Annotated in this window: 27 protein-coding genes; 14 read left to right on the top strand and 13 right to left on the bottom strand. The window is 49.5% G+C overall.

The genetic code is table 11. The annotated features are described in order from the left end of the window. The first annotated feature begins 244 nt into the window (after window positions 1-244). Window positions 245-421, top strand: a complete 177-nt coding sequence (gene yecU / locus EAS44_RS11170) for a protein YecU (protein WP_001307856.1) — start codon at window positions 245-247, stop codon at window positions 419-421. Then, window positions 408-632, top strand: coding sequence for a DUF2594 family protein YecF (yecF, locus tag EAS44_RS11165; RefSeq protein WP_000106474.1), 225 nt, complete (start codon window positions 408-410; stop codon window positions 630-632). The genes yecU and yecF overlap by 14 nt, the downstream gene beginning before the upstream one ends. 67 nt (window positions 633-699) lie before the next feature. Here yecF and sdiA read toward each other — a convergent pair whose 3' ends face one another. From sdiA to EAS44_RS11125, 8 genes are all read right to left on the bottom strand, one after another. Continuing rightward, window positions 700-1,422 (bottom strand): transcriptional regulator SdiA, encoded by a 723-nt coding sequence (sdiA, locus tag EAS44_RS11160; RefSeq protein WP_001154255.1) that lies wholly within the window; start codon window positions 1,420-1,422, stop codon window positions 700-702. 229 nt (window positions 1,423-1,651) lie between these two features. Next, complete coding sequence (tcyN, locus tag EAS44_RS11155) at window positions 1,652-2,404, bottom strand: L-cystine ABC transporter ATP-binding protein TcyN (protein ID WP_001273001.1); 753 nt, start codon at window positions 2,402-2,404, stop codon at window positions 1,652-1,654. After that, window positions 2,401-3,069: a cystine ABC transporter permease gene (tcyL, locus tag EAS44_RS11150; RefSeq protein ID WP_029130961.1), complete on the bottom strand. Its 669-nt coding sequence runs from the start codon at window positions 3,067-3,069 to the stop codon at window positions 2,401-2,403. The genes tcyN and tcyL overlap by 4 nt, the downstream gene beginning before the upstream one ends. Window positions 3,070-3,083: 14 nt before the next feature. Continuing rightward, window positions 3,084-4,070, bottom strand: coding sequence for a D-cysteine desulfhydrase (gene dcyD, locus EAS44_RS11145; RefSeq protein WP_001128237.1), 987 nt, complete (start codon window positions 4,068-4,070; stop codon window positions 3,084-3,086). 104 nt (window positions 4,071-4,174) lie between these two features. Next, window positions 4,175-4,975 carry a cystine ABC transporter substrate-binding protein gene (tcyJ, locus tag EAS44_RS11140; RefSeq protein ID WP_001296168.1) on the bottom strand — a complete coding sequence of 267 codons (801 nt, stop codon included), beginning with the start codon at window positions 4,973-4,975 and terminating at the stop codon, window positions 4,175-4,177. An 87-nt stretch (window positions 4,976-5,062) separates the two neighbouring features. Further along, a complete protein-coding gene (gene fliZ / locus EAS44_RS11135; protein WP_001350673.1) occupies window positions 5,063-5,614 on the bottom strand; it encodes a flagella biosynthesis regulatory protein FliZ in 552 nt (183 codons plus the stop codon). 45 nt (window positions 5,615-5,659) lie between these two features. Next, the gene (fliA, locus tag EAS44_RS11130; RefSeq protein ID WP_001087470.1) at window positions 5,660-6,379 is read right to left on the bottom strand and encodes an RNA polymerase sigma factor FliA; all 720 of its coding nucleotides are present in this window, start codon (window positions 6,377-6,379) and stop codon (window positions 5,660-5,662) included. A gap of 319 nt (window positions 6,380-6,698) precedes the next feature. Further along, window positions 6,699-8,456, bottom strand: coding sequence for a FliC/FljB family flagellin (locus tag EAS44_RS11125; protein WP_000079688.1), 1,758 nt, complete (start codon window positions 8,454-8,456; stop codon window positions 6,699-6,701). A 265-nt stretch (window positions 8,457-8,721) separates the two neighbouring features. On the opposite strand from EAS44_RS11125, the gene fliD reads away from it, so the two are divergent. The 4 genes from fliD (at window position 8,722) to amyA (ending at window position 12,493) form a co-directional block, all read left to right on the top strand. Beyond that, on the top strand, window positions 8,722-10,128 hold the full coding sequence (gene fliD / locus EAS44_RS11120; RefSeq protein WP_000146790.1) for a flagellar filament capping protein FliD: 1,407 nt from the start codon (window positions 8,722-8,724) through the stop codon (window positions 10,126-10,128). A gap of 24 nt (window positions 10,129-10,152) precedes the next feature. Continuing rightward, window positions 10,153-10,563, top strand: coding sequence for a flagellar export chaperone FliS (fliS, locus tag EAS44_RS11115; protein WP_000270663.1), 411 nt, complete (start codon window positions 10,153-10,155; stop codon window positions 10,561-10,563). Beyond that, window positions 10,563-10,928 (top strand): flagella biosynthesis regulatory protein FliT, encoded by a 366-nt coding sequence (fliT, locus tag EAS44_RS11110; RefSeq protein WP_001057836.1) that lies wholly within the window; start codon window positions 10,563-10,565, stop codon window positions 10,926-10,928. The genes fliS and fliT overlap by 1 nt, the downstream gene beginning before the upstream one ends. Window positions 10,929-11,005: 77 nt before the next feature. Beyond that, window positions 11,006-12,493, top strand: a complete 1,488-nt coding sequence (amyA, locus tag EAS44_RS11105; RefSeq protein WP_001245679.1) for an alpha-amylase — start codon at window positions 11,006-11,008, stop codon at window positions 12,491-12,493. A gap of 33 nt (window positions 12,494-12,526) precedes the next feature. Here amyA and yedD read toward each other — a convergent pair whose 3' ends face one another. Beyond that, window positions 12,527-12,940, bottom strand: a complete 414-nt coding sequence (gene yedD, locus EAS44_RS11100; RefSeq protein WP_001296171.1) for a lipoprotein YedD — start codon at window positions 12,938-12,940, stop codon at window positions 12,527-12,529. Window positions 12,941-13,126: 186 nt separating this feature from the next. Here yedD and yedE point away from each other — a divergent pair, with 186 nt between their 5' ends. From yedE to ompC, 4 genes are all read left to right on the top strand, one after another. Continuing rightward, the gene (gene yedE / locus EAS44_RS11095) at window positions 13,127-14,332 is read left to right on the top strand and encodes a selenium metabolism membrane protein YedE/FdhT (protein WP_000118896.1); all 1,206 of its coding nucleotides are present in this window, start codon (window positions 13,127-13,129) and stop codon (window positions 14,330-14,332) included. Continuing rightward, window positions 14,329-14,562 (top strand): sulfurtransferase-like selenium metabolism protein YedF, encoded by a 234-nt coding sequence (gene yedF, locus EAS44_RS11090; protein ID WP_000790504.1) that lies wholly within the window; start codon window positions 14,329-14,331, stop codon window positions 14,560-14,562. Before yedE ends, yedF begins: the two co-directional genes overlap by 4 nt. A gap of 108 nt (window positions 14,563-14,670) precedes the next feature. After that, entirely contained in the window at window positions 14,671-15,339 is a 669-nt protein-coding gene (yedK, locus tag EAS44_RS11085) for an SOS response-associated peptidase (protein WP_000334564.1), read from the top strand. Window positions 15,340-15,851: 512 nt separating this feature from the next. Then, entirely contained in the window at window positions 15,852-16,934 is a 1,083-nt protein-coding gene (ompC, locus tag EAS44_RS11075) for a porin OmpC (protein WP_000737290.1), read from the top strand. A gap of 501 nt (window positions 16,935-17,435) precedes the next feature. On the opposite strand, the gene ybcM is transcribed toward ompC, so the two are convergent. From ybcM to fliE, 4 genes are all read right to left on the bottom strand, one after another. Beyond that, window positions 17,436-18,233: a helix-turn-helix transcriptional regulator gene (gene ybcM / locus EAS44_RS11065; protein WP_000879821.1), complete on the bottom strand. Its 798-nt coding sequence runs from the start codon at window positions 18,231-18,233 to the stop codon at window positions 17,436-17,438. 9 nt (window positions 18,234-18,242) lie between these two features. Further along, complete coding sequence (gene ybcL, locus EAS44_RS11060) at window positions 18,243-18,794, bottom strand: Raf kinase inhibitor-like protein YbcL (protein ID WP_001313946.1); 552 nt, start codon at window positions 18,792-18,794, stop codon at window positions 18,243-18,245. A 168-nt stretch (window positions 18,795-18,962) separates the two neighbouring features. Then, a complete protein-coding gene (emrE, locus tag EAS44_RS11055) occupies window positions 18,963-19,295 on the bottom strand; it encodes a multidrug efflux SMR transporter EmrE (RefSeq protein WP_001070440.1) in 333 nt (110 codons plus the stop codon). A 344-nt stretch (window positions 19,296-19,639) separates the two neighbouring features. Continuing rightward, on the bottom strand, window positions 19,640-19,954 hold the full coding sequence (gene fliE / locus EAS44_RS11045; RefSeq protein ID WP_001274301.1) for a flagellar hook-basal body complex protein FliE: 315 nt from the start codon (window positions 19,952-19,954) through the stop codon (window positions 19,640-19,642). 214 nt (window positions 19,955-20,168) lie between these two features. Here fliE and fliF point away from each other — a divergent pair, with 214 nt between their 5' ends. The 4 genes from fliF to fliI are packed head-to-tail and all read left to right on the top strand — an operon-like array spanning window position 20,169 to window position 24,867. Further along, window positions 20,169-21,827: a flagellar basal-body MS-ring/collar protein FliF gene (fliF, locus tag EAS44_RS11040; protein ID WP_000994426.1), complete on the top strand. Its 1,659-nt coding sequence runs from the start codon at window positions 20,169-20,171 to the stop codon at window positions 21,825-21,827. Beyond that, entirely contained in the window at window positions 21,820-22,815 is a 996-nt protein-coding gene (gene fliG / locus EAS44_RS11035; RefSeq protein ID WP_000067942.1) for a flagellar motor switch protein FliG, read from the top strand. The genes fliF and fliG overlap by 8 nt, the downstream gene beginning before the upstream one ends. Beyond that, window positions 22,808-23,494, top strand: coding sequence for a flagellar assembly protein FliH (gene fliH / locus EAS44_RS11030; protein WP_001282665.1), 687 nt, complete (start codon window positions 22,808-22,810; stop codon window positions 23,492-23,494). The genes fliG and fliH overlap by 8 nt, the downstream gene beginning before the upstream one ends. Next, on the top strand, window positions 23,494-24,867 hold the full coding sequence (gene fliI, locus EAS44_RS11025; RefSeq protein ID WP_000213297.1) for a flagellar protein export ATPase FliI: 1,374 nt from the start codon (window positions 23,494-23,496) through the stop codon (window positions 24,865-24,867). The genes fliH and fliI overlap by 1 nt, the downstream gene beginning before the upstream one ends. The last annotated feature ends 1 nt before the right edge of the window (window position 24,868 follow it).

Raw genomic sequence — 24,868 nt, 5'->3', positions numbered from 1 at the left:
TATTAGCGGTTTTTATTGCAACTTTGAAACGTTAAAAATGGTGGGTATTCGATTTTTCTCTCGTTTTTGTCAATTCGATTGTCCACAGTTATGGTCACGCCCGTCACCAACGGCTTCCGGGATCGTTTCACAGTAAGCCCGGCGATGAAATGTGACAAAAATTGACTTTATTCAGCAAAAATGAAAATCAGCCCGCTGAATATGTAACATTAATTAACCCGAACAATACGGGCAAAAAACATTCATGATAAAAATATTTATTGGTCATTATATTAACGTATTTTATAGTACTGTTGATATCACGCTCAAAAAACAACCACTGCTATTTTTAGCAAAGCTTATGGTATACTCCGCCGCCTTAACATTTTTCACCGCAAATTTTCATTGCAACATGACGAGGAAAATAAATGAGTACGCCTGATTTTTCTACTGCCGAGAATAATCAAGAACTGGCAAATGAAGTCTCCTGCCTGAAAGCGATGCTGACGCTGATGCTGCAGGCGATGGGACAAGCTGACGCGGGCCGCGTGATGTTAAAGATGGAAAAACAGCTTGCGCTGATCGAAGACGAAACCCAGGCTGCAGTATTTTCCAAAACGGTTAAGCAAATTAAACAAGCCTACCGTCAGTAATATAAAACCGGCTGAGAGCGTGCCTTTCAGCCGGTTTTTGCATCTGGCACGCAGAACAGAAAAGAGATCAAATTAAGCCAGTAGCGGCCGCGTAACAGGCAACCTGCGTCTTATTCGGTGCATTGATTTTTTTCTGCATGTTTTTCTGATGGAAATTGACCGTATTCTCAGAGATTGACAAAATCATCGCTATCTCTGCTGATGTCTTACCTTCCGCCGTCCATTTCAGAATTTCTTTTTCGCGCTTGCTGAAATTCATCTCTGGCGTCATCACTATTTCATCATTTAAACGCATCAGAGCCATCAGACTTTCGCGCACCAGTAGCTGCATTTTTAATTGCAGTTCATCACTAAGAATGGGTATTTCGCGCGTGCTGCAACGGGAAAAGGACAAAAAGCCCAACGCCCGATTTGGCAGCATTAAATACTGAGTGACACCGCGGCGTAAACCATGTGCGCGCGCAGCTTCCCATAACGGCTGTGCTTCGCTGAATAAGTCATCATTCCACATTAAATGGCCCTGACTAAAGTTTTCAGGGTTCAGCACCGGATCAATTGCGAGAAAATTTTTTGCCTGATAATAACTAACCCACGACTCAGGGTAATTGGTATAGAAAGCCACTTTAGGTCGCGTGAATGGTACCGGGTGGCGAACACATAACGAATAGTAATCGTACTCCAGCTGCTGAGCCTGAAGCTCTATTTCATGGTAGACCTCTTCTGCGGCCTCCATCCTCTGAAAACGCAACAACATCGTGCGAAGCCAGCTGAAAAAATCCGTATCCTGCATAGTAAACCGCAACGCCCCTGAGAGTGAGTATCATTTATAATGATAATTCAAACTATCACATAAATAAGATTTATATATAATTTATATTATTCAGGCAATGAATTACTTTTGCAAGCCATCGCATTCTCTTATGTTATTAATGAGTTATGCTGATTTGTTAAGCAGTTTTATCACGTTTGAAATGGCGTCCCGCCCCGACTGGTGAATCGTCGGGGCTGATTTTTTCTTATTATTGCAGCAGAAACTTCTCCATGAACTGGCGGGTGCGAGGCTGCTGAGGATCAGCAAATAACGCTTTTGCTACCCCCTGCTCGACTATCCGCCCCTGGTCCATAAAAATCGCCCGGTCCGCAACATCCCGGGCAAAGCTCATTTCGTGCGTCACAATCACCATCGTGCGCTTTTCCTGCGCCAGCTGACGAATGGTGTTCAGGACTTCGCCCACCAGCTCTGGATCCAGCGCCGACGTTGGCTCATCAAACAAAATCACTTCAGGACGCATTGCCAGAGCACGCGCAATCGCAACGCGCTGCTGTTGACCGCCAGACAAACGACGTGGATAACTGGTTTCTTTACCGGCCAGCCCAACTTTCGCCAGCAGCTCGCGAGCGCGCGCCGTGGCCTCTTCTTTCGGTTCGCCTTTGACGATCACCGGCCCTTCAATAATGTTTTCCAGCACCGTACGATGCGGAAACAGATTAAAGTTCTGGAAGACAAACCCGACGTGCTGACGCAACTGGCGAATCAGCGATTTTTGCTGACTTAATGAACGTGCAGTATCAATAGTGATATCGCCAACGGTGATGGTTCCCGCTTCCGGTTGTTCCAGCAGATTTATGCTGCGTAGCAACGTGGTTTTGCCGGAACCACTCGGACCGATAATAGCCACTACTTCGCCAGGCTTCACCTCAAGGTCGATACCATGCAGCACCGTCTGACCGTGGAATTTTTTCACCAGGTTCTTAACTTCAATGGCACTCATTTGGGTTCCCTCTCCTGGCGATTAAGTTGATTCTCAAAATGGTTCTGCAACGTCGATAACACAGTCGCCATAATCCAGTAGATGAGCGAAGCCGCCAGGTACATGGTGAACACCTCCAGCGTGCGCGCGGTAATCAACTGCGCCTGACGGAACAGCTCCGGCACCTGGATTGTCGCGGCCAGCGACGTATCTTTTACCAGGCTGATAAAGCTGTTCGACAGCGGCGGCAACGCCACCCGCGCCGCCTGTGGCAAAATCGCGCGACGCATGGTCTGCCATGGCGTCATACCAATACTGGCTGCAGCTTCCCACTGACCTTTATCAATAGAAGAAATGGCGGCGCGCAGCGTTTCGGCAGCATAGGCGGCAGTGTTCAGCGACAGACCAATCATTGCTGACGGAATGGGATCTAGTTCGATGCCAAACTGCGGCAAGCCGTAATAGATCATAAACAGTTGGGCGATGAGCGGCGTACCACGAAAAATAGAGATATAAAAACGCGCCAGCCAGCGCACGGGCCAGATTGGCGAAAGGCGCATCAGCGCGAGAATAAACCCTAGCAGTAAGCCAAAAAACATGCCGCCGATACTGAGTTGCAGCGTATACCCAGCCCCTTTCAGCAGGAACGGCAAGGAATCAATAACCAGTTGTATACTTTCTTGCATGAGCGTTTCCGGAGCTAAACGTGGGGATGATAGGCGAACAGCGCAGGCGCACCGCCGGTATGAATAAACAGAATCGGCCCTTCATCTTTGAAGCGTTTCTGACTGATACCGTCAATCAGCCCCGCCATCGCTTTTCCGGTATACACAGGATCAAGCAGAATGCCTTCCAGCCGCGCCAGCAATTTCACTGCTTCCATGCCTTCGTCGTTCGGCACGCCGTAGCCAGGTGCAAAATAGTCATCCCAGAGTAAAATTTCCGCTGATGCGGTCAGCTCCAGTTCTTTCGCAATCGCCTGTTGGAGGTTAACCACTTTCGGCAATTGATCGGCAACAGAACGCGACACAGTCACGCCAATCAGTTCGCTTTCAGGCATCAGGTGTTCCAGCCCAACAGCCAGTCCGGCGTGAGTTCCGGCACTGCCCGATGCGACCACCACCGACGAAATATTAACTGCCCCTTCACACTGTTGCGCGATTTCCAGCGCACTCTCCACATAACCCAGCGCGCCCAAAGCATTAGAACCGCCAACCGGAATGACATACGGGCGAAAGCCTTGTGCTTCGACTCGCGTCGCCAGCTCTTCCAGTTGGGTATTGGGATCGGTCAGTGCGTCGCACATTTCAATCTGGGTATTGAACAGATCCAGCAACAAACGATTGCCGTTGGTTAAATAGTTTTCCGCGGTTGTACCAATAGGATTTTCCAGCAGCGCCACGCAATGCAGACCGAGTTTCGCAGCGACTGCGGCAGTCTGGCGCACATGGTTAGACTGGATCGCCCCGGCAGTAATCAGCGTATCGGCACCTTCACGCAGAGCATCTGCCGCGAGAAATTCCAGCTTACGTAATTTATTGCCGCCCATTGCCATGGGAGTGACGTCATCCCGTTTGATGAAAATTTCCCGTCCAAGATAATCAGAAAAGCGCGGCAGATATTCGAGCGGCGTTGGCGCGCCGATAAACTCCAGCCGTGGAAAACGGGTTAAATTATGCAGTGGCATAACAGCCTCCGATGTGTGTTGTTGTGATTTTCTTATTATGCACGCTGAAAACGCGTAAATAAAAAAGGCGCTAGTGAAAGCGCCCTTTTTTGTCATTATGCTGATTATTTGGTCACATCAGCACCAAACCATTTTTCGGAAAGGGCTTGCAAAGTGCCATCTTTTTGCATTTCCGCAATTGCATCATTCACCGCTTTCAGCAGGTCTTCATTTCCTTTACGCAGCGCCACGCCAGACTCCTGACGGGAGAATGCTTCACCGGTTACTGCCAGCGTATCGTTGGTTTTCTTCACCAGATCCAGCGCCGCCAGACGATCAACGAGGATCGCATCGATACGGCCTACGCGCAGATCCTGATATTTGGTCGGGTCATCATCATAGGTACGCACATCCACGCCCTGAACATTCTGACGCAGCCACTCTTCATAGTTGGTGCCCAGACCGACACCCACTTTTTTGCCTTTCAGATCATCAGCCGTTTTAATGGTGCCTTCGTTACCTTTTTTCACCAGCGCCTGAATACCGGAAATGGTGTACGGGGTAGAGAAATCGTATTTTTTCTTGCGCTCGTCAGAAATGGTGACCTGGTTAATCACCACATCAATGCGTTTAGAGTCCAGCGACGCCAGCATACCGTCCCATTTAGTCGGTTTTAGTGACGCCTCAACGCCAAGATGTTTTGCCAGCTGTTGGGCAAATTCCACTTCAAAACCGGTTAATTTGCCGTCATCCCCCTGAAAACTGAACGGCGGATAAGTTCCTTCCAGCCCTACCAGCAGCGTGCCGCGCTCTTTGACTTTATTAAGCAGACCTTCATCTGCAAAACTTTTAACGCTCATACCCGCAACCAGCGCCACGGCCATCACACCCATCAATGCCTGACGTCCCAGATGTGCTAATTTCATATTTACCCCGAATGTTGTTATGTCTGTTTGCAGTGTAGAGCCATTGTTTGTAAACACAAAAACAACTCCGCTACATCTTATTCTTATTTAATATATATCAGAAGCAGGTTGGCTGGAGGATTTCTGCACAAGTCCGGTACACGTTTGACGCTGATAGTGTTGATACTTCCGTAACGCGATGCGGTAATTGTTGGTGCTGGTGGAGGGCAGCCACGGGGCGAGGATTTCATCAAGGAAACCGTCCTGCAGCTGGTCGAGGGAAATATTTTGCTCGTGTAGATGATTCCCCAAACGGCGCAGACGAACGACATATTCACGCACCGTACCAGGGCTCATTTCAGTTTGCTCAAAAAGAAATTTCTTAAAGCCGATAATATCGAAAAAATCACTCTGCGTTTTGCAATGTAAATCACCGCAAAATCGGCACAATGCCGCCCATGATTGTTGTTCCACTTGCCAGCCATTTTCATCAAGCAGCGTGTCCAGGCGGGAAATCTCGATTTTATTCACTATTTTGCCGTCGCGAACTAAGGTAATGCGATCGAGTAATTTACGGCAATGCGCGCAATGGGTCTGGCTGTGTTTAAAGTCTTTAAGATAGCGGCTTAATGGCCGTCTTTTCAGGTGCTGCACCATCATTAAGAACTCCTGGTAGTCAAAATTAAAGTGCGGCATTTACTGACGTTATAACTTACCCAGTTTAGTGCGTAACCGTTTAATAGCCTGGCTGTGTAACTGACTGACCCGCGATTCCCCGACCTCCAGCACCGCGCCAATCTCTTTGAGATTCAGCTCTTCCTGATAATAGAGGGTTAATACCAGTTTTTCGCGCTCCGGCAACGTTTCGATGGTTTCCATCACCCGCTGGCGCAGATTACTGTCCAGCAGTTGTTGTAGCGGGTTTTCTCGCTGATGATCATCAGTAACCAGTTCGATGCTATCGCCGTGCTCTTCGCGCCACTCATCGTAGGAGAAGAGCTGGCTGTTATTGGTGTCGAGCAACATTTGGCGATAATCGGCAATATCGATCCCTAAACGTTCCGCTACCTCAGTTTCCGTGGCGTTGCGGCCAAGTTCCTGCTCCAGTTGCCCTATTGCCTGTGCCACTTCACGCGCGTTGCGTCGCACGCTGCGCGGCACCCAGTCACGGCTGCGAAGTTCATCCAGCATAGCGCCACGTATACGCTGCACTGCGTAAGTTGTAAATGCCGTTCCTTGTAGGGCGTCATAGCGTTCGACGGCATTAAGTAACCCAATGCCGCCCGCCTGTAGCAGATCGTCAAGTTCCACGCTCGCGGGCAGTCGAACCTGCAGGCGCAATGCTTCGTGACGCACCAGCGGGACATAACGCTGCCACAGCGAGTGTTTATCCATTACACCTTCAGCGGTATAGAGTGAATTCACGATAAACAGCCCTGCGTTATATGAGTTATCGGCATGATTATCCGTTTCTGCAGGGTTTTTAATCGGGCGATTAGTGGGTGAAATGAGGGGTTATTTGGGGGTTACCGGTAAATTGCGGGCAGAAAAAAACCCCGCCGTTGGCGGGGAAGCACATTGCTGACAAATTACGCTTCATGTTGCCGGATGCGGCGTAACGCCTTATCCGGCCTACAAAAATCTGCAAATTAAATAAATTGCAATTCACCTTGTAGGCCTGATAAGCACAGCGCACCAGGCAATTTGGCGTTGCCGTCAGTCTCAGTTAATCAGGTTACGGCGATTAACCCTGCAGCAGAGACAGAACCTGCTGCGGTACCTGGTTGGCTTTTGCCAGCACGGAGTTACCGGCCTGCTGGATAATCTGCGCTTTCGACATGTTGGACACTTCGGTCGCATAGTCGGCGTCCTGAATACGGGACTGCGCTTCAGACAGGTTGGTAGTGGTGTTGTTCAGGTTGGTGACTGCGGAATCCAGACGGTTCTGGATAGCACCCAGGGAAGAACGGAATTTGTCGATGGAGCTGATAGCGTCGTCCAGGGCAGCAAGCGGGTTGGTCGTTGCAGAACCAGCACTGGTAGTCTCAGTAGTGATTTTACCCGCGGAGTTCACATTTACAGCAGTACCAATTGCTGGAGCATAATCTTTATTGGTATCAGTCGCTGAAGCATACCCGGCAACAGTCACAGAGCCGTTATCCTTGTTAACGCTGTAAGAGACTGTATAGTCGGCAACGTTAGTAATACCACCTTTATCATCCACATAAGACTTCGCAGCATCACTGGATTCACCCGCGGTAAACCCAATAGTTTTGCTCAGTACACCGGAATTAAAGGTAATTGAAGATGTCGCGGCAGCCGCTTTGGTTTCGCTCAATACTACATCTTTACTCACTGTAGCCTGATAAGTAATCCCACCAGGGATTAACGGAGCTACTGGAGAGGTTGTCGCAGGAGTTGCTTTTGCGATAGTATATTCAGTGCCATTGAATGTCAGAGAAGCACCGTCACTACCTTCGCTCGCGGCTTTAAGCAGCGCTTTCATATCAGCTTTAGCTGCGCTACCAGCGTTGTTAGTCGTCAAGTTGCCTGCATCGTCTACGTATGCCTGGCTTCCACCGATGGTGATATTACCTGCTGAATCCGTTTCGAAAGAAACAGTACCATCTTTTGTGGTGTAAGAACCATTAACAGATTTACCCACATCAGCATGAAGGGTGGCAGCTAACGCATCACGTTTTTTAGCTGAATCAGTAGCCTGCGCCGCGGCGTCTACACCCGTACCAGCAGTAGATTTGGTGGTAGTAAAATCACCAGATTTAGCGTTGTAAGTATAATCTACGCCGCCAACGGTGACTTTATCGCCATTCCCTAATTTATCGAATGCAGCATCGGTAGTTAACAAGGTATTTTCGGTTTTCAGATCATAAAGACCTGTCGTGGTGTTTAACTTCGCGCCAGCAGAAGTTAAATCACTTACCGTTGCAGCTTTGTTGGTAATAGTACCTTTACCATTTACGTTAAAACCATTCAGACCCAGAGTATCAGAATCGATTTTCTTCAGGTCGATAGTGATAGTTTCACCGTCATTCGCACCAACCTGAATTTTCATCGAACCGTCTTTTGCCAGTACGTTCACGCCGTTGAACTGGGTCTGGCCGGATACGCGGTCAATTTCATCAAGACGGGATTTGATTTCGTCCTGAATGGAGTCCAGATCCGAATCAGAGTTAGTTCCGGTAGAAGCCTGAACCGTCAGCTCACGGATACGCTGTAAGTTGTTGTTGATTTCAGACAGCGCGCCTTCGGTGGTCTGTGCAACAGAAATACCGTCGTTGGCGTTACGTGCAGCCTGAGTCAGGCCTTTAATGTTAGAAGTAAAACGGTTAGCAATCGCCTGACCCGCGGCGTCATCCTTCGCGCTGTTAATACGCAAGCCAGAAGACAGACGCTCGATAGAACTCGACAGCGCAGACTGGTTCTTGTTGATATTATTTTGAGTGATCAGCGAGAGGCTGTTGGTATTAATGACTTGTGCCATGATTCGTTATCCTATATTGCAAGTCGTTGATTACGTTTTGGGTTTCCACCCGTCGGCTCAATCGCCGTCAACCCTGTTATCGTCTGTCGTAAAACAACCTTTAGAATTTTTTTCACAAACAGCCATTTTTTGTTAGTCGACGAAATACTCTTTTCTCTGCCCCTTATTCCCGCTATTAAAAAAAACAATTAAACGTAAACTTTGCGCAATTCAGGCCGATAACCCCGGTATTCGTTTTACGTGTCGAAAGATAAAAGGAAATCGCATGGCAAGTATTTCATCGCTGGGAGTCGGGTCAGGTCTGGATTTAAGTTCAATCCTTGATAGCCTCACCGCCGCGCAAAAAGCGACGCTAACCCCTATTTCAAATCAGCAATCGTCGTTTACCGCTAAACTTAGCGCCTACGGTACGCTGAAAAGCGCGCTGACAACTTTCCAGACCGCCAATACTGCATTGTCTAAAGCCGATCTTTTTTCCGCTACCAGCACCACCAGCAGCACCACCGCGTTCAGTGCCACCACCGCGGGTAACGCCATCGCCGGGAAATACACCATCAGCGTCACCCATCTGGCGCAGGCGCAAACCCTGACAACGCGCACCACCAGAGACGATACGAAAACGGCGATCGCCACCAGCGACAGTAAACTCACCATTCAACAAGGCGGCGACAAAGATCCGATTACCATTGATATCAGCGCGGCTAACTCGTCGTTAAGCGGGATCCGTGATGCCATCAACAACGCAAAAGCGGGCGTAAGCGCAAGCATCATTAACGTGGGTAACGGTGAATATCGTCTGTCAGTCACATCAAATGACACCGGCCTTGACAATGCGATGACGCTCTCGGTTAGCGGTGATGATGCGCTACAAAGTTTTATGGGCTATGACGCCAGTGCCAGCAGCAACGGCATGGAGGTCTCGGTCGCCGCCCAGAATGCACAGCTGACGGTCAATAACGTCGCCATTGAGAACAGCAGCAACACCATCAGCAACGCGCTGGAAAACATCACCCTGAACCTGAACGATGTCACCACAGGCAACCAGACGCTGACCATCACTCAGGACACCTCCAAAGCGCAAACGGCGATTAAAGACTGGGTGAATGCCTATAACTCGCTAATAGATACCTTTAGCAGCCTGACCAAATACACCGCCGTAGATGCGGGAGCTGATAGCCAGAATTCTAGCAATGGCGCACTACTCGGCGACTCCACGCTGCGAACGATTCAGACGCAGTTGAAATCGATGCTGAGTAATACCGTCAGTTCTTCCAATTATAAAACGCTGGCGCAGATTGGTATCACGACCGATCCCAGCGATGGCAAACTGGAACTGGATGCCGACAAACTCACCGCTGCATTGAAAAAAGATGCCAGCGGCGTAGGTGCATTGATTGTTGGCGATGGTAAAAAAACCGGCATCACGACCACCATCGGCAGCAACCTGACCAGTTGGCTTTCGACAACGGGCATTATTAAAGCCGCTACCGATGGCGTTAGTAAGACCCTGAATAAGTTAACTAAAGACTACAACGCCGCCAGCGATCGCATTGATGCGCAGGTCGCGCGCTATAAAGAACAATTTACCCAACTGGACGTTTTAATGACCTCGTTAAACAGCACCAGCAGCTACTTAACACAGCAGTTCGAAAACAACAGTAATTCCAAGTAATCAATATTCATCGGGAGACAGGTCATGTACGCGGCAAAAGGCACCCAGGCCTATGCACAAATTGGCGTCGAAAGCGCCGTAATGAGCGCCAGCCAACAGCAGTTGGTCACCATGCTATTTGATGGAGTGCTGAGCGCACTGGTTAGAGCGCGACTGTTTATGCAGGACAACAATCAGCAAGGCAAAGGTGTCTCTTTGTCAAAAGCGATCAACATCATTGAGAACGGACTGCGGGTGAGTCTTGATGAAGAGAGCAAAGACGAATTAACCCAAAACTTAATTGCTCTTTATAGCTATATGGTCAGGCGTTTGCTGCAAGCCAATTTACGCAACGATGTCTCCGCAGTCGAAGAGGTGGAAGCATTAATGCGTAATATTGCCGATGCCTGGAAAGAGTCTTTACTCTCCCCTTCTTTGATTCAGGACCCAGTCTGATGAACAATGCACCGCATTTGTATTTCGCCTGGCAACAACTCGTCGAAAAAAGCCAGCTCATGTTACGCCTGGCAACGGAAGAACAATGGGACGAACTCATCGCCAGCGAAATGGCGTATGTGAATGCGGTGCAGGAGATCGCACACCTGACTGAAGAGGTTGCCCCGTCCACTACGATGCAGGAGCAGCTCCGCCCGATGCTGCACCTGATTCTCGACAACGAAAGCAAGGTAAAGCAGTTATTACAGATTCGGATGGATGAACTGGCGAAACTGGTCGGTCAGTCATCGGTGCAAAAATCGGTGTTAAGTGCCTATGGCGATCAGGGCGGCTTTGTGCTGGCTCCGCAGGATAACCTCTTTTGAATCTTAATGAGCCGATGGCTCGCGAATAATCCGATTACGGCTACGCTTCTAATATTCCCCTTGAATGGAGTCGAAGAATGCGTAATCCCACGCTGTTACAATGTTTTCACTGGTATTACCCGGAAGGCGGTAAGCTCTGGCCTGAACTGGCCGAGCGCGCAGACGGTTTTAATGATATTGGTATCAATATGGTCTGGTTGCCGCCCGCCTATAAAGGCGCATCGGGCGGGTATTCGGTCGGCTACGACTCCTATGATTTATTTGATTTAGGTGAGTTTGATCAGAAAGGCTGCATCCCTACTAAATATGGTGATAAAGCACAACTGCTGGCCGCCATTGACGCCCTGAAACGTAATGACATTGCGGTGCTGCTGGACGTGGTAGTCAACCACAAAATGGGCGCAGATGAAAAAGAAGCTATTCGCGTGCAGCGTGTAAATGCTGATGACCGTACGCAAATTGACGAAGAAATCATTGAGTGTGAAGGCTGGACGCGTTACACCTTCCCCGCTCGTGCCGGGCAATACTCGCAGTTTATCTGGGATTTCAAATGTTTTAGCGGTATCGACCATATCGAACACCCTGATGAAGATGGCATTTTTAAAATTGTTAACGACTATACCGGAGAAGGCTGGAACGATCAGGTTGATGATGAACTCGGTAATTTCGATTATCTGATGGGTGAGAATATCGATTTTCGCAATCATGCCGTGACGGAAGAGATTAAATACTGGGCGCGCTGGGTGATGGAACAAACGCAATGCGACGGCTTTCGTCTTGATGCGGTCAAACATATTCCGGCATGGTTTTATAAAGAGTGGATCGAACACGTACAGGAAGTTGCGCCAAAGCCGCTGTTTATTGTGGCTGAATACTGGTCGCATGAAGTCGATAAACTGCAAACGTATATTGATCAGGTGGAAGGCAAAACCATGCTGTTTGATGCGCCGCTGCAGATGAAATTCCATGAAGCATCGCGCATGGGTCGCGACTACGACATGACGCAGATCTTCACTGGGACGCTGGTGGAAGCCGATCCTTTTCACGCCGTAACCCTCGTTGCCAACCACGACACCCAACCGTTGCAAGCCCTCGAAGCACCGGTCGAACCGTGGTTTAAACCGCTGGCGTATGCCTTAATTTTGTTGCGGGAAAATGGCGTTCCTTCGGTGTTCTATCCGGACCTCTACGGTGCACATTACGAAGATGTCGGTGGTGACGGGCAAACCTATCCGATAGATATGCCAATAATCGAACAGCTTGATGAGTTAATTCTCGCCCGTCAGCGTTTCGCCCACGGTGTACAGACGTTATTTTTCGACCATCCGAACTGCATTGCCTTTAGCCGCAGTGGCACCGACGAATATCCCGGCTGCGTGGTGGTCATGTCGAACGGAGATGATGGCGAAAAAACCATTCATCTGGGAGAGAATTACGGCAATAAAACCTGGCGTGATTTTCTGGGGAACCGGCAAGAGAGCGTAGTGACAGACGAAAACGGCGAAGCGACCTTCTTTTGCAACGGCGGCAGCGTTAGCGTGTGGGTTATCGAAGAGGTGATTTAAATCCATCCCCGGCGGCAAGCCGGGGAGATTTCATTACGGCAGTGGCGTCGGTAACGGCGCTTTATCCAGCGCGGCGGCACACTCTGCCGTCGGGCGATCCACACGCTCCATCGTCATACCATCGTACTCAATGGTGTTACCGTCACGCTCAACCTCGTACAGCTCACGTTTTACGGTAACGTTAGTGAGATCATCAGACATCAATGTCAACTTACCCGGCACGGCAATCACCCGCTGCCACTGACGGCAATCCAGGGTATCGCCCTCTTTAGTGACAATGAGGCTGCCTATCGCTTCCGGACTGACCAGCGCACGTTGCGGCCCTTTGGTCTGCCAGTAACCCGTCAGCCAGTCCGGCGCGGGGGTTTTCACGACATTGTTATAGTTTTCGACTTCGGCACAGCCCGCCAGCAACATGAGCGCACCTGCAATTGCGAGTTTTTTCATCATTCGTCCTGCATGAGAAGAAAAGAGGATTGTGGCATTAAAGCCCTGATGTCGCCAGCCTTTCCAGGCTCAGAGAGAAATTTGATCTAACCATTATTTTTGTGAATTATTACCCCGAAAATAAATTTGCATGGTGTATGATTCGCGACTCTTGTTTCAAACCTTCTGAGTTCAGAGGCTACATTCATGTCATGGCAGCAATTCAAACACGCCTGGTTGATTAAATTCTGGGCACCCATCCCTGCGGTCATCGCGGCGGGTATTCTCTCCACTTACTATTTTGGCATCACTGGCACATTTTGGGCAGTCACGGGTGAATTTACCCGTTGGGGCGGTCAGCTCCTGCAGTTGTTCGGCGTCCATGCTGAAGAGTGGGGTTATTTTAAAATTATCCATCTGGAAGGATCGCCATTAACCCGCATCGACGGAATGATGATCCTCGGTATGTTTGGCGGCTGTTTTGCCGCAGCGCTGTGGGCCAACAATGTCAAACTGCGCATGCCGCGCAGCCGTATCCGCATTATGCAGGCCATCATTGGCGGTATTATCGCCGGTTTTGGCGCACGTCTGGCAATGGGCTGTAACCTGGCGGCGTTCTTTACCGGAATTCCACAGTTCTCGCTGCACGCCTGGTTCTTTGCCATCGCCACTGCCATTGGTTCATGGTTTGGCGCGCGCTTTACCCTGCTGCCCATCTTCCGTATTCCCGTGAAAATGCAGAAAGTTTCTGCCGCCTCACCGCTGACGCAAAAACCGGATCAGGCGCGGCGTCGTTTTCGTCTCGGGATGCTGGTCTTTTTCGGCATGCTGGGCTGGGCGCTGCTCACGGCGATGAACCAACCCAAACTGGGGCTGGCAATGCTGTTTGGCGTCGGCTTTGGTTTACTGATTGAACGTGCGCAAATCTGCTTTACTTCGGCGTTCCGCGATATGTGGATCACCGGACGTACCCATATGGCGAAAGCAATCATTATCGGTATGGCGGTAAGTGCCATCGGGATCTTCAGTTACGTACAGTTAGGCGTTGAACCCAAAATCATGTGGGCGGGACCAAACGCGGTAATTGGTGGTTTACTGTTTGGTTTTGGCATCGTGCTGGCAGGCGGCTGCGAAACCGGCTGGATGTACCGCGCGGTAGAAGGCCAGGTGCACTACTGGTGGGTCGGTCTGGGCAACGTGATCGGCTCAACGATTCTGGCGTATTACTGGGATGATTTCGCTCCGGCGCTGGCCACCGACTGGGACAAAATCAACCTGCTGAAAACCTTTGGTCCGATGGGTGGCCTGCTGGTGACATATTTGCTGTTGTTTGCAGCTCTAATGTTGATTATCGGCTGGGAAAAACGCTTCTTCCGCCGTGCGGCACCGCAGATTGCTAAGGAGATCGCATGAAAAATATCGTTCCTGATTACCGTCTTGATATGGTGGGTGAACCCTGCCCTTATCCGGCTGTCGCAACCCTTGAGGCGATGCCGCAGTTAAAAAAAGGGGAGATCCTGGAAGTGGTGAGCGACTGTCCGCAGTCGATCAATAATATTCCACTGGATGCGCGTAATCACGGCTATACGGTGCTGGATATTCAGCAAGACGGGCCGACCATTCGTTATTTAATTCAGAAGTAATCCCTCATTCCCGCTGTGGCCCACAGCGGGAACATCGTTACCTCTCTATCACATAGATTTTACCCGCCCCCTCTCCTATTCTTTTCAGTGTGCTCTCAGGAGGTTTCTATGTGTGGACGCTTTGCCCAATCCCAAACGCGTGAAGATTACCTCGCGTTTCTCGCGGAAGATATTGAACGCGATATTCCCTACGATCCCGAACCTATTGGCAGATACAACGTCGCGCCGGGAACCAAAGTCCTTCTGCTCAGTGAACGTGATGAACACCTTCATCTGGATCCGGTTTTCTGGGGATATGCTCCCGGATGGTGGGATAAACCGCCGCTGATTAACGCCCGCGTAGAAACTGCCGCAACCAGTCGCATGTTTAAACCGCTCTGGCAACATGGTCGGGTAATATGCTTTGCCGATGGCTGGTTTGAGTGGAAAAAAGAAGGCGACAAAAAACAGCCTTATTTTATCTATCGCGCTGATGGACAACCTGTTTTTATAGCCGCGATAGGTAGCACACCGTTTGAGCGCGGTGACGAAGCCGAAGGAGTTTTAATTGTCACTGCAGCAGCAGACCAGGGCCTGGTAGATATTCATGACCGCCGCCCGCTGGTACTGTCGCCAGAAACTGCGCGGGAATGGATGCGGCAAGACATTGGTGGTAAAGAAGCCTCAGAAATCGCTACCAGAAGCTGTGTGCCAGCAAACCAGTTCATCTGGCACCCTGTGTCGCGCGCGGTGGGTAATGTTAAAAACCAGGGCGCGGAGTTAATTCAACCTGTTTGATAAGCCTGGAGATTATCTACACCTGGATGGACATCATTGTACTATGCCCCGTACATGCCCCATCACATCCTCAACATCAAAGTATTAGAGCCTTGCAAACCATTATGCGTCTCAGTTTGTCTCATCTATCTTACGCAAAAAAAATAGAACTAATATCAAGCGGCGCTATATTGCGTATTAAATAAAACCACCTCAATTACATTAATAAATCTAAACAAATATCATGCAAATAATTTCCATGGTTATTTTTAGGCTATTTAAATTAAAAAAATAAATTATGAGTCAAACATAAATAACAACCTTTAATATAATTTGACTACCAAATTTATATTCGTTCACAAAATAGTCATGCATTGTGTGCAATAGAAACAGTTCAGATAAAAATAGGGAACTACTTCACAATTTAAATGAGAAACTAAAACTTACATCTTGAAATAATCTCATTGATTAGATGAATATTTGTAGTGCAGTGACATCATTTTTAAATAATAGTTCAAATAAAAGGGCTCACGATGAAAAAATTAACAGTGGCAATTTCTGCTGTAGCTGCATCAGTACTGATGGCGATGTCTGCTCAGGCAGCAGAGATTTACAATAAAGACAGTAACAAGCTGGATCTGTACGGAAAAGTTAATGCTAAGCACTACTTCTCTTCTAACGATGCAGATGATGGCGACACAACTTATGTTCGTCTGGGCTTCAAAGGCGAAACTCAAATCAACGATCAACTGACTGGTTTCGGTCAGTGGGAATATGAATTCAAAGGCAACCGTGCTGAATCTCAAGGTTCTTCCAAAGATAAAACCCGTCTTGCCTTCGCTGGCCTGAAATTCGGTGACTACGGCTCCATCGATTATGGCCGTAACTACGGTGTAGCATACGATATCGGTGCATGGACCGACGTTCTGCCAGAATTCGGTGGCGATACCTGGACCCAAACAGATGTGTTCATGACTGGTCGCACCACAGGTGTTGCAACCTATCGTAACAACGACTTCTTTGGTCTGGTTGATGGTCTGAACTTTGCTGCTCAGTATCAGGGTAAAAATGACCGCACTGACGTAACTGAAGCTAACGGTGATGGTTTCGGTTTCTCCACTACTTATGAGTATGAAGGATTCGGTGTAGGTGCAACCTATGCTAAATCTGACCGCACTAATGATCAGGTTATCTACGGTAACAACAGCCTGAATGCATCTGGTCAAAATGCTGAAGTATGGGCAGCTGGTCTGAAATATGATGCGAACAACATCTATCTGGCTACCACCTATTCTGAAACCCAGAACATGACTGTTTTTGGTAATAACCATATTGCCAACAAAGCACAAAACTTCGAAGTAGTTGCACAATATCAGTTCGACTTCGGTCTGCGTCCGTCCGTTGCTTACCTGCAATCTAAAGGAAAAGACTTGGGTGCGTGGGGTGATCAGGACCTGGTTGAATATATTGATGTAGGTGCAACCTATTACTTCAACAAAAATATGTCCACTTTTGTTGATTACAAAATCAACCTGATTGATAAGAGCGATTTCACGAAAGCATCTGGCGTTGCTACCGATGATATCGTTGCTGTAGGATTGGTTTACCAGTTCTAATCTGATTACTCAAAGATATGTTGTGGGAGGCTTTGCCTCCCCAACATATAAGTGGCCCCCTCAAGCCACTTTCCTTAGAAGCACTATCTTGCTTCTGACTATATAAACCTTCTGTTATATATTACCCTTTATTTTCTGGGGCGTTTCAACGCCCCATTTTTAATAATACTCAGTGAACAATTAACGTATCAATTAGATTTAATAACAACGATATCCGTACCTAACCGGATATCTAATGTCATAAGCATCCCTTTAATTATCCCCTCAACCTCTTGTAACTTTCCCACTCTTGAACTCCACATAGTCCAAACGCCGGATGCAAAAAAATCACACGTGCATTTCTGAAATTGTGATGAAGGAAGATAGTATCAATTATATGTGCTTATAAACGACCCCGATTAGCGCAGAAGTCACCGGATTGTTCAGGCTCCAATAGGTTGAGTATGCCGTATTTATTTTCCAAAATAAAAATCGATGCTGTTGCTCCTTCATAAAATACTTTTACTCTCTGGACGCTTTTCTTAGCTCTCTTGGTGTTATCTTAAAACGATTATGGAACCTTTCAGTAAAACGAGAAGGACACTTGTAACCATTTTCCCTGGCAATCTCGCTGATGGGTTTTACTGTCGTTTGTATAGCAGACAACGCATTATTTAACCTCACGTCGTCCAATATACTTTGAAAACTTATTCCCTCGCTTGCCAGACGGCGATGCAATGTGGAAACAGAAATGTAGAGATATCTCGCTACCTTGTTTGCTGTCCATTTTGTTCCAGGTTCGGATAGCATTAGGTTATAACAACGACTTATTAATGATTGTTTACTATCTGATAAAAGTAAACAATTAACATGATGTGCTCCTAATGAAAGTAGAACGCCCATTGCTAAGTGTTCCTGAATTTGCGTTGAGAAGCCTCGGAAAATAGATGTTTTTAGTTGCTCCCAACAATATATTAACTCGGGGTTCTGAGGTAAGCAGAAACCTGTCGTGTTACGAATTTGATCAGTTATCGCATAAAATTTTTGAAACTTTTCAATTAGATCAATGGGATAATAAAGCATTTCTGCAAGATAAAGACCTGCTTCTGGATAATTCGCAATATAAAATTCATATCCACAGGGAAATAATATTATCTGATTATTATCAACAGTTAGACTATGCGTCTCCCAATTGATAACTTTTTTTCCCTGACGGATACGACATAAAGCTGGCATAAGAGGCTTAACCCTGTGAATCTCATGATGTTTATGCATCCGTATTTCTTCAATCTTTAGGTTAGACTTATCTTTTGCCAGCATACTCTTACCCTACTTTATCTCATAAACTGGTGTTATCTCAGCGGTTGCAATTTTATTGGCATTAAGCATATAACCAACTAACGCTCCGCTGGAATTAGAATCCACAGGAATCTTATCAGTTTTTAGAGCCCATACTTTAAACTGGTAATGATGGGGTTTATCTCCTTTGGGAGGACATGCTCCACCAAATCCTGCATAACCAAAATCATTTCGGCCTTGAACAGCACCAGTCGGAAGTTTTGTACCATCACGTCTTCCTGCATCAGTGGGCAAATATGTTACAGTTGCTGGAATATTAGCAACAGTCCAGTGCCACCATCCACTGCCTGTAGGAGCATCTGGATCATACACAGTTACGGCAAAGCTTTTGGTGCCTTCAGGAGCACCAGACCAGGTTAATGAGGGCGATGTATTACCCCCTTCACACCCAAATCCAGAAAATACATGAGACGTTGTAAGTTGCTCTCCTGTTTTTATTTCATTACTAGTGACCTGAAATGCTGCGGCCTGCGCAGAAAATGTTATGAATGCCAATACACTTGAAACGATAAGTTTTTTCATAAAAACCTCATTGTTGTGACCTATCGTTATTTTATTTGATGTGCCTTGATCTCATTATGCATAAAGGCGCAATGATCGCGCAAATGCAATCATAATTATAAAGGTGCCCCGAACATTAGCCATAATATGCACAAATCAGATTCCTGTTATCTCAAGGATAATTATTTTTTAATGCGGTGCACTTCGTGACAACAAGTTAATGACTAACACACCGGCACAAATCAACATCATGCCTATGATAGCTGGCAGGTCCAGTCGTTGACCAAAAAATCCCCAGGAAAGCAAACTAATCAGAACGATACCGACTCCTGACCAGATAGCATAAGCAATCCCTGTAGGTATATAAGCCAGCGTCTGAGCTAATAACCAGAATGAGGCACAATAGCAAATAATTGTGCCAACAGAGGGCCATAACCGTGTAAACCCCTCTGAAAACTTCATTAAGGTTGTACCAATGACCTCTGCAAGTATTGCGCCACCAAGATAAATATAAGGGTTCATAGCATATTCTTTCCTGTTCATACTGGAGAGAATTGTACTACAGTTTGAACACAACTCACCGTTTTCATCCTGGTGTATGTGTATCCAGGGGGCTCTGGCGTGGCAAGAGATAAAGGCAGGAACAATAATGATCAGAAGGAACCCCAGGCTAACGAATGAGTTCACTCTTCCTGGGAGCAAAGCGAAGACAAAACATGTTATCGCGTTTACGGATCGTGGATGGCAGAAAACAACCAGGATCAGGTATCCATTTTAAACCAGAAATTGAGTGAGTTTGCCCCATCCATGCCCCACGCTGTGGGATCGGATATAATTAAACAAGCATAGTCAACAGGTTACACAACCTACACCTGCATGGACATCACTTCCTGATACGCCGCCACCAGCTTATTACGCACCTGAATCCCCATTTGCATAGAAACTGAGGCTTTTTGCATATCGGTCATCACATCGTTTAGCGCCACGCCGGGTTCACCGAGGGTGAATTTTTCTGCCTGCGTGCGGGCGACTGTTTGTGTATCGCTTATGCGATCGAGCGCGGCGTGCAGCTGCCCGGCAAAACTAATGGTCGGTTGCGGCAGTGATTCCTGCGCACGCGCACTCATCGCCGTAGCCTGTAACTGGCTGATAACCCCTTCAATCCCCTGTATCGCTGACATTTTCGTCTCCCGGATAATTTCTGGTAGCAAAGCCTACCAGTAAGTCAATAAGACAAAGGCGCTAAATAGCAACAAAAAAACGGGTTTATTGGCGGATAGAAAAAAACGAAAGCACAAATAATGGGAGCGTCAATTTTTCGAGTTTGCTGACCCGGGAGTGAGTCTTGTTCCACTTTGCCAATAACGCCGTCCATAATCAGCCACGAGGTGCGCGATGAATGCGACTGCAGCCCAGACAAAATCTCTTGAGTGGCTTAATCGCCTGCGTGCGAATCCGAAAATTCCATTGATTGTTGCCGGTTCCGCAGCAGTGGCGGTCATGGTCGCACTGATCCTGTGGGCGAAAGCCCCCGACTACCGCACATTATTCAGCAATCTTTCCGATCAGGATGGTGGCGCAATTGTCAGCCAACTGACGCAAATGAATATTCCTTACCGCTTCAGCGAAGCCAGCGGCGCTATTGAGGTTCCGGCAGATAAAGTTCACGAACTGCGCCTGCGCCTGGCGCAACAAGGTTTGCCCAAAGGCGGCGCGGTCGGTTTCGAACTGCTCGATCAGGAAAAGTTTGGTATCAGCCAGTTCAGCGAACAGGTGAATTATCAGCGGGCGCTGGAAGGCGAGCTTTCTCGTACCATCGAAACTATCGGCCCGGTAAAAGGGGCGCGCGTACATCTGGCAATGCCGAAACCGTCTTTATTCGTCCGTGAACAAAAATCCCCTTCTGCATCGGTGACGGTAAATCTGTTACCCGGCCGCGCACTCGATGAAGGGCAAATTAGCGCTATTGTACATCTGGTTTCCAGCGCGGTTGCTGGTCTGCCGCCAGGAAACGTCACGCTGGTGGATCAGGGCGGGCATCTGTTAACCCAGTCCAATACCAGCGGGCGCGATCTTAATGACGCTCAGTTGAAATATGCCAGCGATGTCGAAGGCCGTATTCAGCGGCGTATTGAAGCGATCCTGTCGCCTATTGTTGGTAACGGTAATATTCACGCCCAGGTCACGGCGCAACTGGACTTCGCCAGTAAAGAACAAACGGAAGAACAGTATCGCCCTAACGGTGATGAATCTCATGCGGCGCTTCGTTCACGCCAGCTTAATGAGAGCGAGCAAAGCGGTTCCGGTTATCCGGGCGGCGTACCGGGAGCGTTGTCGAATCAACCGGCACCTGCGAATAACGCGCCAATCAGCACGCCTCCGGCAAATCAAAATAACCGCCAGCAGCAGGCGAGCACCACCAGCAATAGTGGGCCGCGTAGCACACAGCGGAATGAAACCAGTAACTACGAAGTCGATCGCACCATTCGTCATACCAAAATGAACGTGGGCGATGTGCAACGTCTGTCAGTCGCGGTAGTGGTGAATTACAAAACCTTGCCAGACGGTAAACCATTGCCTCTCAGCAACGAACAGATGAAGCAAATTGAAGCTCTGACCCGCGAGGCGATGGGCTTTTCTGAAAAACGCGGTGATTCGCTCAATGTTGTTAACTCGCCGTTCAATAGCAGTGACGAAAGCGGCGGAGCACTGCCGTTCTGGCAACAGCAAGTGTTTATCGATCAGTTGCTGGCTGCCGGTCGCTGGTTGCTGGTACTGCTGGTGGCGTGGTTGCTGTGGCGGAAAGCGGTACGCCCGCAGCTAACACGTCGCGCCGAGGCGGTGAAGACTGTGCAGCAACAGGCGCAGGCCCGCGAGGAAGTGGAAGATGCGGTGGAAGTCCGTCTGAGCAAAGACGAACAACTCCAACAACGGCGCGCTAACCAACGACTGGGGGCAGAAGTCATGAGCCAGCGTATCCGTGAAATGTCTGATAACGATCCGCGCGTGGTGGCGCTGGTCATTCGCCAGTGGATAAATAACGATCATGAGTAACCTGACAGGCACCGATAAAAGCGTCATCCTGCTGATGACCATTGGCGAAGACCGGGCGGCAGAGGTGTTCAAGCACCTCTCCCAGCGCGAAGTGCAAACCCTGAGCGCTGCAATGGCGAACGTCACGCAGATCTCCAACAAGCAGCTAACCGATGTGCTGGCGGAGTTTGAGCAAGAAGCTGAACAGTTTGCTGCACTGAATATCAACGCCAACGATTATCTGCGTTCGGTATTGGTCAAAGCTCTGGGTGAAGAACGTGCCGCCAGCCTGCTGGAAGATATTCTCGAAACCCACGATACCGCCAGCGGTATTGAAACGCTCAACTTTATGGAGCCGCAGAGCGCCGCCGATCTGATTCGCGATGAGCATCCGCAAATTATCGCCACCATTCTGGTGCATCTGAAGCGCGCCCAGGCCGCCGATATTCTGGCGTTGTTCGATGAACGTCTGCGCCACGACGTGATGTTGCGTATCGCCACCTTTGGCGGCGTGCAGCCAGCCGCGCTGGCCGAACTGACCGAAGTACTGAATGGCTTGCTCGACGGTCAGAATCTCAAGCGCAGCAAAATGGGCGGCGTGAGAACGGCAGCCGAAATTATCAACCTGATGAAAACGCAGCAGGAAGAAGCCGTTATTACCGCCGTGCGTGAATTCGACGGCGAGCTGGCGCAGAAAATCATCGACGAGATGTTCCTGTTCGAGAATCTGGTGGATGTCGACGATCGCAGCATTCAGCGACTGTTGCAGGAAGTGGATTCCGAATCGCTGTTGATCGCGCTGAAAGGGGCCGAGCAGCCACTGCGCGAGAAATTCCTGCGCAATATGTCGCAGCGTGCCGCCGATATTCTGCGCGACGATCTCGCCAACCGTGGTCCGGTGCGTCTGTCGCAGGTGGAAAACGAACAGAAAGCGATTCTGCTGATTGTGCGCCGCCTTGCCGAAACTGGCGAGATGGTGATTGGCAGCGGCGAGGATACCTATGTCTGATAATCTGCCGTGGAAAACCTGGATGCCGGACGATCTCGCGCCACCACAGGCGGAGTTTGTGCCAATGGTCGAGCCGGAAGAAACCATCATTGAAGAGGCCGAACCCAGCCTTGAGCAGCAACTGGCGCAACTGCAAATGCAGGCCCACGAGCAAGGTTATCAGGCGGGGATTGCCGAAGGTCGCCAGCAAGGTCATGAGCAGGGCTATCAGGAAGGCCTGGCCCAGGGGCTGGAACAAGGTCTGGCAGAGGCGAAGTCTCAACAAGCGCCAATTCATGCCCGGATGCAGCAACTGGTCAGCGAATTTCAAACTACCCTTGATGCGCTTGATAGTGTGATTGCTTCGCGCCTGATGCAGATGGCGCTGGAGGCGGCACGCCAGGTGATCGGTCAGACGCCAACGGTGGACAACTCGGCACTGATCAAACAGATCCAACAGTTGTTGCAGCAAGAACCGTTGTTCAGCGGTAAACCGCAGCTGCGCGTGCACCCCGATGATCTGCAACGTGTTGATGATATGCTCGGCGCAACTTTAAGTTTGCATGGCTGGCGCTTGCGGGGCGATCCCACCCTCCATCCTGGCGGCTGTAAAGTCTCCGCCGATGAAGGCGATCTCGACGCCAGTGTCGCCACCCGCTGGCAAGAACTCTGCCGTCTGGCAGCACCAGGAGTGGTGTAATGACCACGCGCCTGACTCGCTGGCTAACCACGCTGGATAACTTTGAAGCCAAAATGGCGCAGTTGCCTGCGGTACGTCGCTATGGGCGATTAACCCGCGCTACCGGGCTGGTGCTGGAAGCCACCGGATTACAATTGCCGCTCGGCGCAACCTGTGTGATTGAGCGCCAGAACGGCAGCGAAACGCACGAAGTAGAAAGCGAAGTCGTTGGCTTTAACGGTCAACGACTGTTTTTAATGCCGCTGGAGGAAGTGGAAGGTGTCCTGCCCGGCGCGCGTGTTTATGCCAAAAACATTTCGGCTGAAGGGCTGCAAAGCGGCAAGCAGTTGCCGCTCGGTCCGGCGTTATTAGGTCGCGTTCTGGACGGCAGCGGTAAACCGCTCGATGGCCTCCCCTCCCCCGATACGACGGAAACCGGTGCGCTGATTACCCCGCCATTTAACCCATTGCAACGTACACCGATTGAACATGTGCTGGACACCGGCGTGCGCCCAATCAATGCCCTGCTTACCGTCGGGCGCGGGCAGCGTATGGGGCTGTTTGCCGGGTCCGGCGTTGGTAAAAGTGTGCTGCTGGGGATGATGGCCCGTTACACCCGCGCCGATGTCATTGTCGTGGGTTTGATTGGTGAACGAGGGCGCGAAGTAAAAGATTTTATTGAGAATATCCTCGGTGCCGAAGGACGTGCACGCTCCGTGGTGATTGCCGCTCCGGCGGATGTTTCTCCGCTCCTGCGAATGCAGGGCGCCGCCTATGCCACGCGCATTGCCGAAGATTTTCGCGATCGTGGTCAGCATGTGTTGCTGATTATGGACTCCCTCACCCGCTATGCGATGGCCCAGCGTGAAATTGCGCTGGCGATTGGCGAACCACCTGCCACTAAAGGTTATCCACCGTCGGTGTTTGCCAAATTACCGGCACTGGTCGAGCGTGCCGGAAATGGCATTAGCGGCGGCGGCTCGATTACCGCGTTTTATACCGTGCTCACCGAAGGCGATGACCAGCAGGACCCCATTGCCGACTCCGCGCGGGCAATCCTCGACGGTCACATTGTGCTGTCTCGCCGACTGGCGGAAGCCGGGCACTATCCGGCTATCGATATCGAAGCGTCGATCAGTCGCGCAATGACGGCGTTGATCAGTGAGCAACATTACGCGCGAGTGCGCACCTTCAAACAGCTGTTGTCGAGTTTTCAGCGTAACCGCGATCTGGTTAGCGTCGGCGCGTATGCCAAAGGCAGCGATCCGATGCTCGACAAAGCCATCGCCCTGTGGCCGCAGCTGGAGAGCTATTTGCAACAAGGCATTTTTGAACGCGCGGACTGGGAAGCGTCTCTCCAGGGGCTGGAGCGTATTTTCCCGACAGTGTCATAAC

Origin of the sequence: Escherichia coli DSM 30083 = JCM 1649 = ATCC 11775, assembly GCF_003697165.2 — a bacterium.
In the GTDB taxonomy this organism is placed as follows: domain Bacteria; phylum Pseudomonadota; class Gammaproteobacteria; order Enterobacterales; family Enterobacteriaceae; genus Escherichia; species Escherichia coli.
Note: the sequence above shows the minus strand (reverse complement) of the source record. Positions and strands in the feature narration are given on the sequence as shown.

What these genes read in the sequence shown, in the direction of transcription:
- yecU (WP_001307856.1), top strand. Translation starts at nt 245, where the DNA reads ATGATAAAAATATTTATTGGTCATTATATTAACGTATTTTATAGTACT.
- yecF (WP_000106474.1), top strand. Translation starts at nt 408, where the DNA reads ATGAGTACGCCTGATTTTTCTACTGCCGAGAATAATCAAGAACTGGCA.
- sdiA (WP_001154255.1), bottom strand. Translation starts at nt 1,422, where the DNA reads ATGCAGGATACGGATTTTTTCAGCTGGCTTCGCACGATGTTGTTGCGT.
- tcyN (WP_001273001.1), bottom strand. Translation starts at nt 2,404, where the DNA reads ATGAGTGCCATTGAAGTTAAGAACCTGGTGAAAAAATTCCACGGTCAG.
- tcyL (WP_029130961.1), bottom strand. Translation starts at nt 3,069, where the DNA reads ATGCAAGAAAGTATACAACTGGTTATTGATTCCTTGCCGTTCCTGCTG.
- dcyD (WP_001128237.1), bottom strand. Translation starts at nt 4,070, where the DNA reads ATGCCACTGCATAATTTAACCCGTTTTCCACGGCTGGAGTTTATCGGC.
- tcyJ (WP_001296168.1), bottom strand. Translation starts at nt 4,975, where the DNA reads ATGAAATTAGCACATCTGGGACGTCAGGCATTGATGGGTGTGATGGCC.
- fliZ (WP_001350673.1), bottom strand. Translation starts at nt 5,614, where the DNA reads ATGATGGTGCAGCACCTGAAAAGACGGCCATTAAGCCGCTATCTTAAA.
- EAS44_RS11125 (WP_000079688.1), bottom strand. Translation starts at nt 8,456, where the DNA reads ATGGCACAAGTCATTAATACCAACAGCCTCTCGCTGATCACTCAAAAT.
- fliD (WP_000146790.1), top strand. Translation starts at nt 8,722, where the DNA reads ATGGCAAGTATTTCATCGCTGGGAGTCGGGTCAGGTCTGGATTTAAGT.
- fliS (WP_000270663.1), top strand. Translation starts at nt 10,153, where the DNA reads ATGTACGCGGCAAAAGGCACCCAGGCCTATGCACAAATTGGCGTCGAA.
- fliT (WP_001057836.1), top strand. Translation starts at nt 10,563, where the DNA reads ATGAACAATGCACCGCATTTGTATTTCGCCTGGCAACAACTCGTCGAA.
- amyA (WP_001245679.1), top strand. Translation starts at nt 11,006, where the DNA reads ATGCGTAATCCCACGCTGTTACAATGTTTTCACTGGTATTACCCGGAA.
- yedD (WP_001296171.1), bottom strand. Translation starts at nt 12,940, where the DNA reads ATGAAAAAACTCGCAATTGCAGGTGCGCTCATGTTGCTGGCGGGCTGT.
- yedE (WP_000118896.1), top strand. Translation starts at nt 13,127, where the DNA reads ATGTCATGGCAGCAATTCAAACACGCCTGGTTGATTAAATTCTGGGCA.
- yedF (WP_000790504.1), top strand. Translation starts at nt 14,329, where the DNA reads ATGAAAAATATCGTTCCTGATTACCGTCTTGATATGGTGGGTGAACCC.
- yedK (WP_000334564.1), top strand. Translation starts at nt 14,671, where the DNA reads ATGTGTGGACGCTTTGCCCAATCCCAAACGCGTGAAGATTACCTCGCG.
- ompC (WP_000737290.1), top strand. Translation starts at nt 15,852, where the DNA reads ATGAAAAAATTAACAGTGGCAATTTCTGCTGTAGCTGCATCAGTACTG.
- ybcM (WP_000879821.1), bottom strand. Translation starts at nt 18,233, where the DNA reads ATGCTGGCAAAAGATAAGTCTAACCTAAAGATTGAAGAAATACGGATG.
- ybcL (WP_001313946.1), bottom strand. Translation starts at nt 18,794, where the DNA reads ATGAAAAAACTTATCGTTTCAAGTGTATTGGCATTCATAACATTTTCT.
- emrE (WP_001070440.1), bottom strand. Translation starts at nt 19,295, where the DNA reads ATGAACCCTTATATTTATCTTGGTGGCGCAATACTTGCAGAGGTCATT.
- fliE (WP_001274301.1), bottom strand. Translation starts at nt 19,954, where the DNA reads ATGTCAGCGATACAGGGGATTGAAGGGGTTATCAGCCAGTTACAGGCT.
- fliF (WP_000994426.1), top strand. Translation starts at nt 20,169, where the DNA reads ATGAATGCGACTGCAGCCCAGACAAAATCTCTTGAGTGGCTTAATCGC.
- fliG (WP_000067942.1), top strand. Translation starts at nt 21,820, where the DNA reads ATGAGTAACCTGACAGGCACCGATAAAAGCGTCATCCTGCTGATGACC.
- fliH (WP_001282665.1), top strand. Translation starts at nt 22,808, where the DNA reads ATGTCTGATAATCTGCCGTGGAAAACCTGGATGCCGGACGATCTCGCG.
- fliI (WP_000213297.1), top strand. Translation starts at nt 23,494, where the DNA reads ATGACCACGCGCCTGACTCGCTGGCTAACCACGCTGGATAACTTTGAA.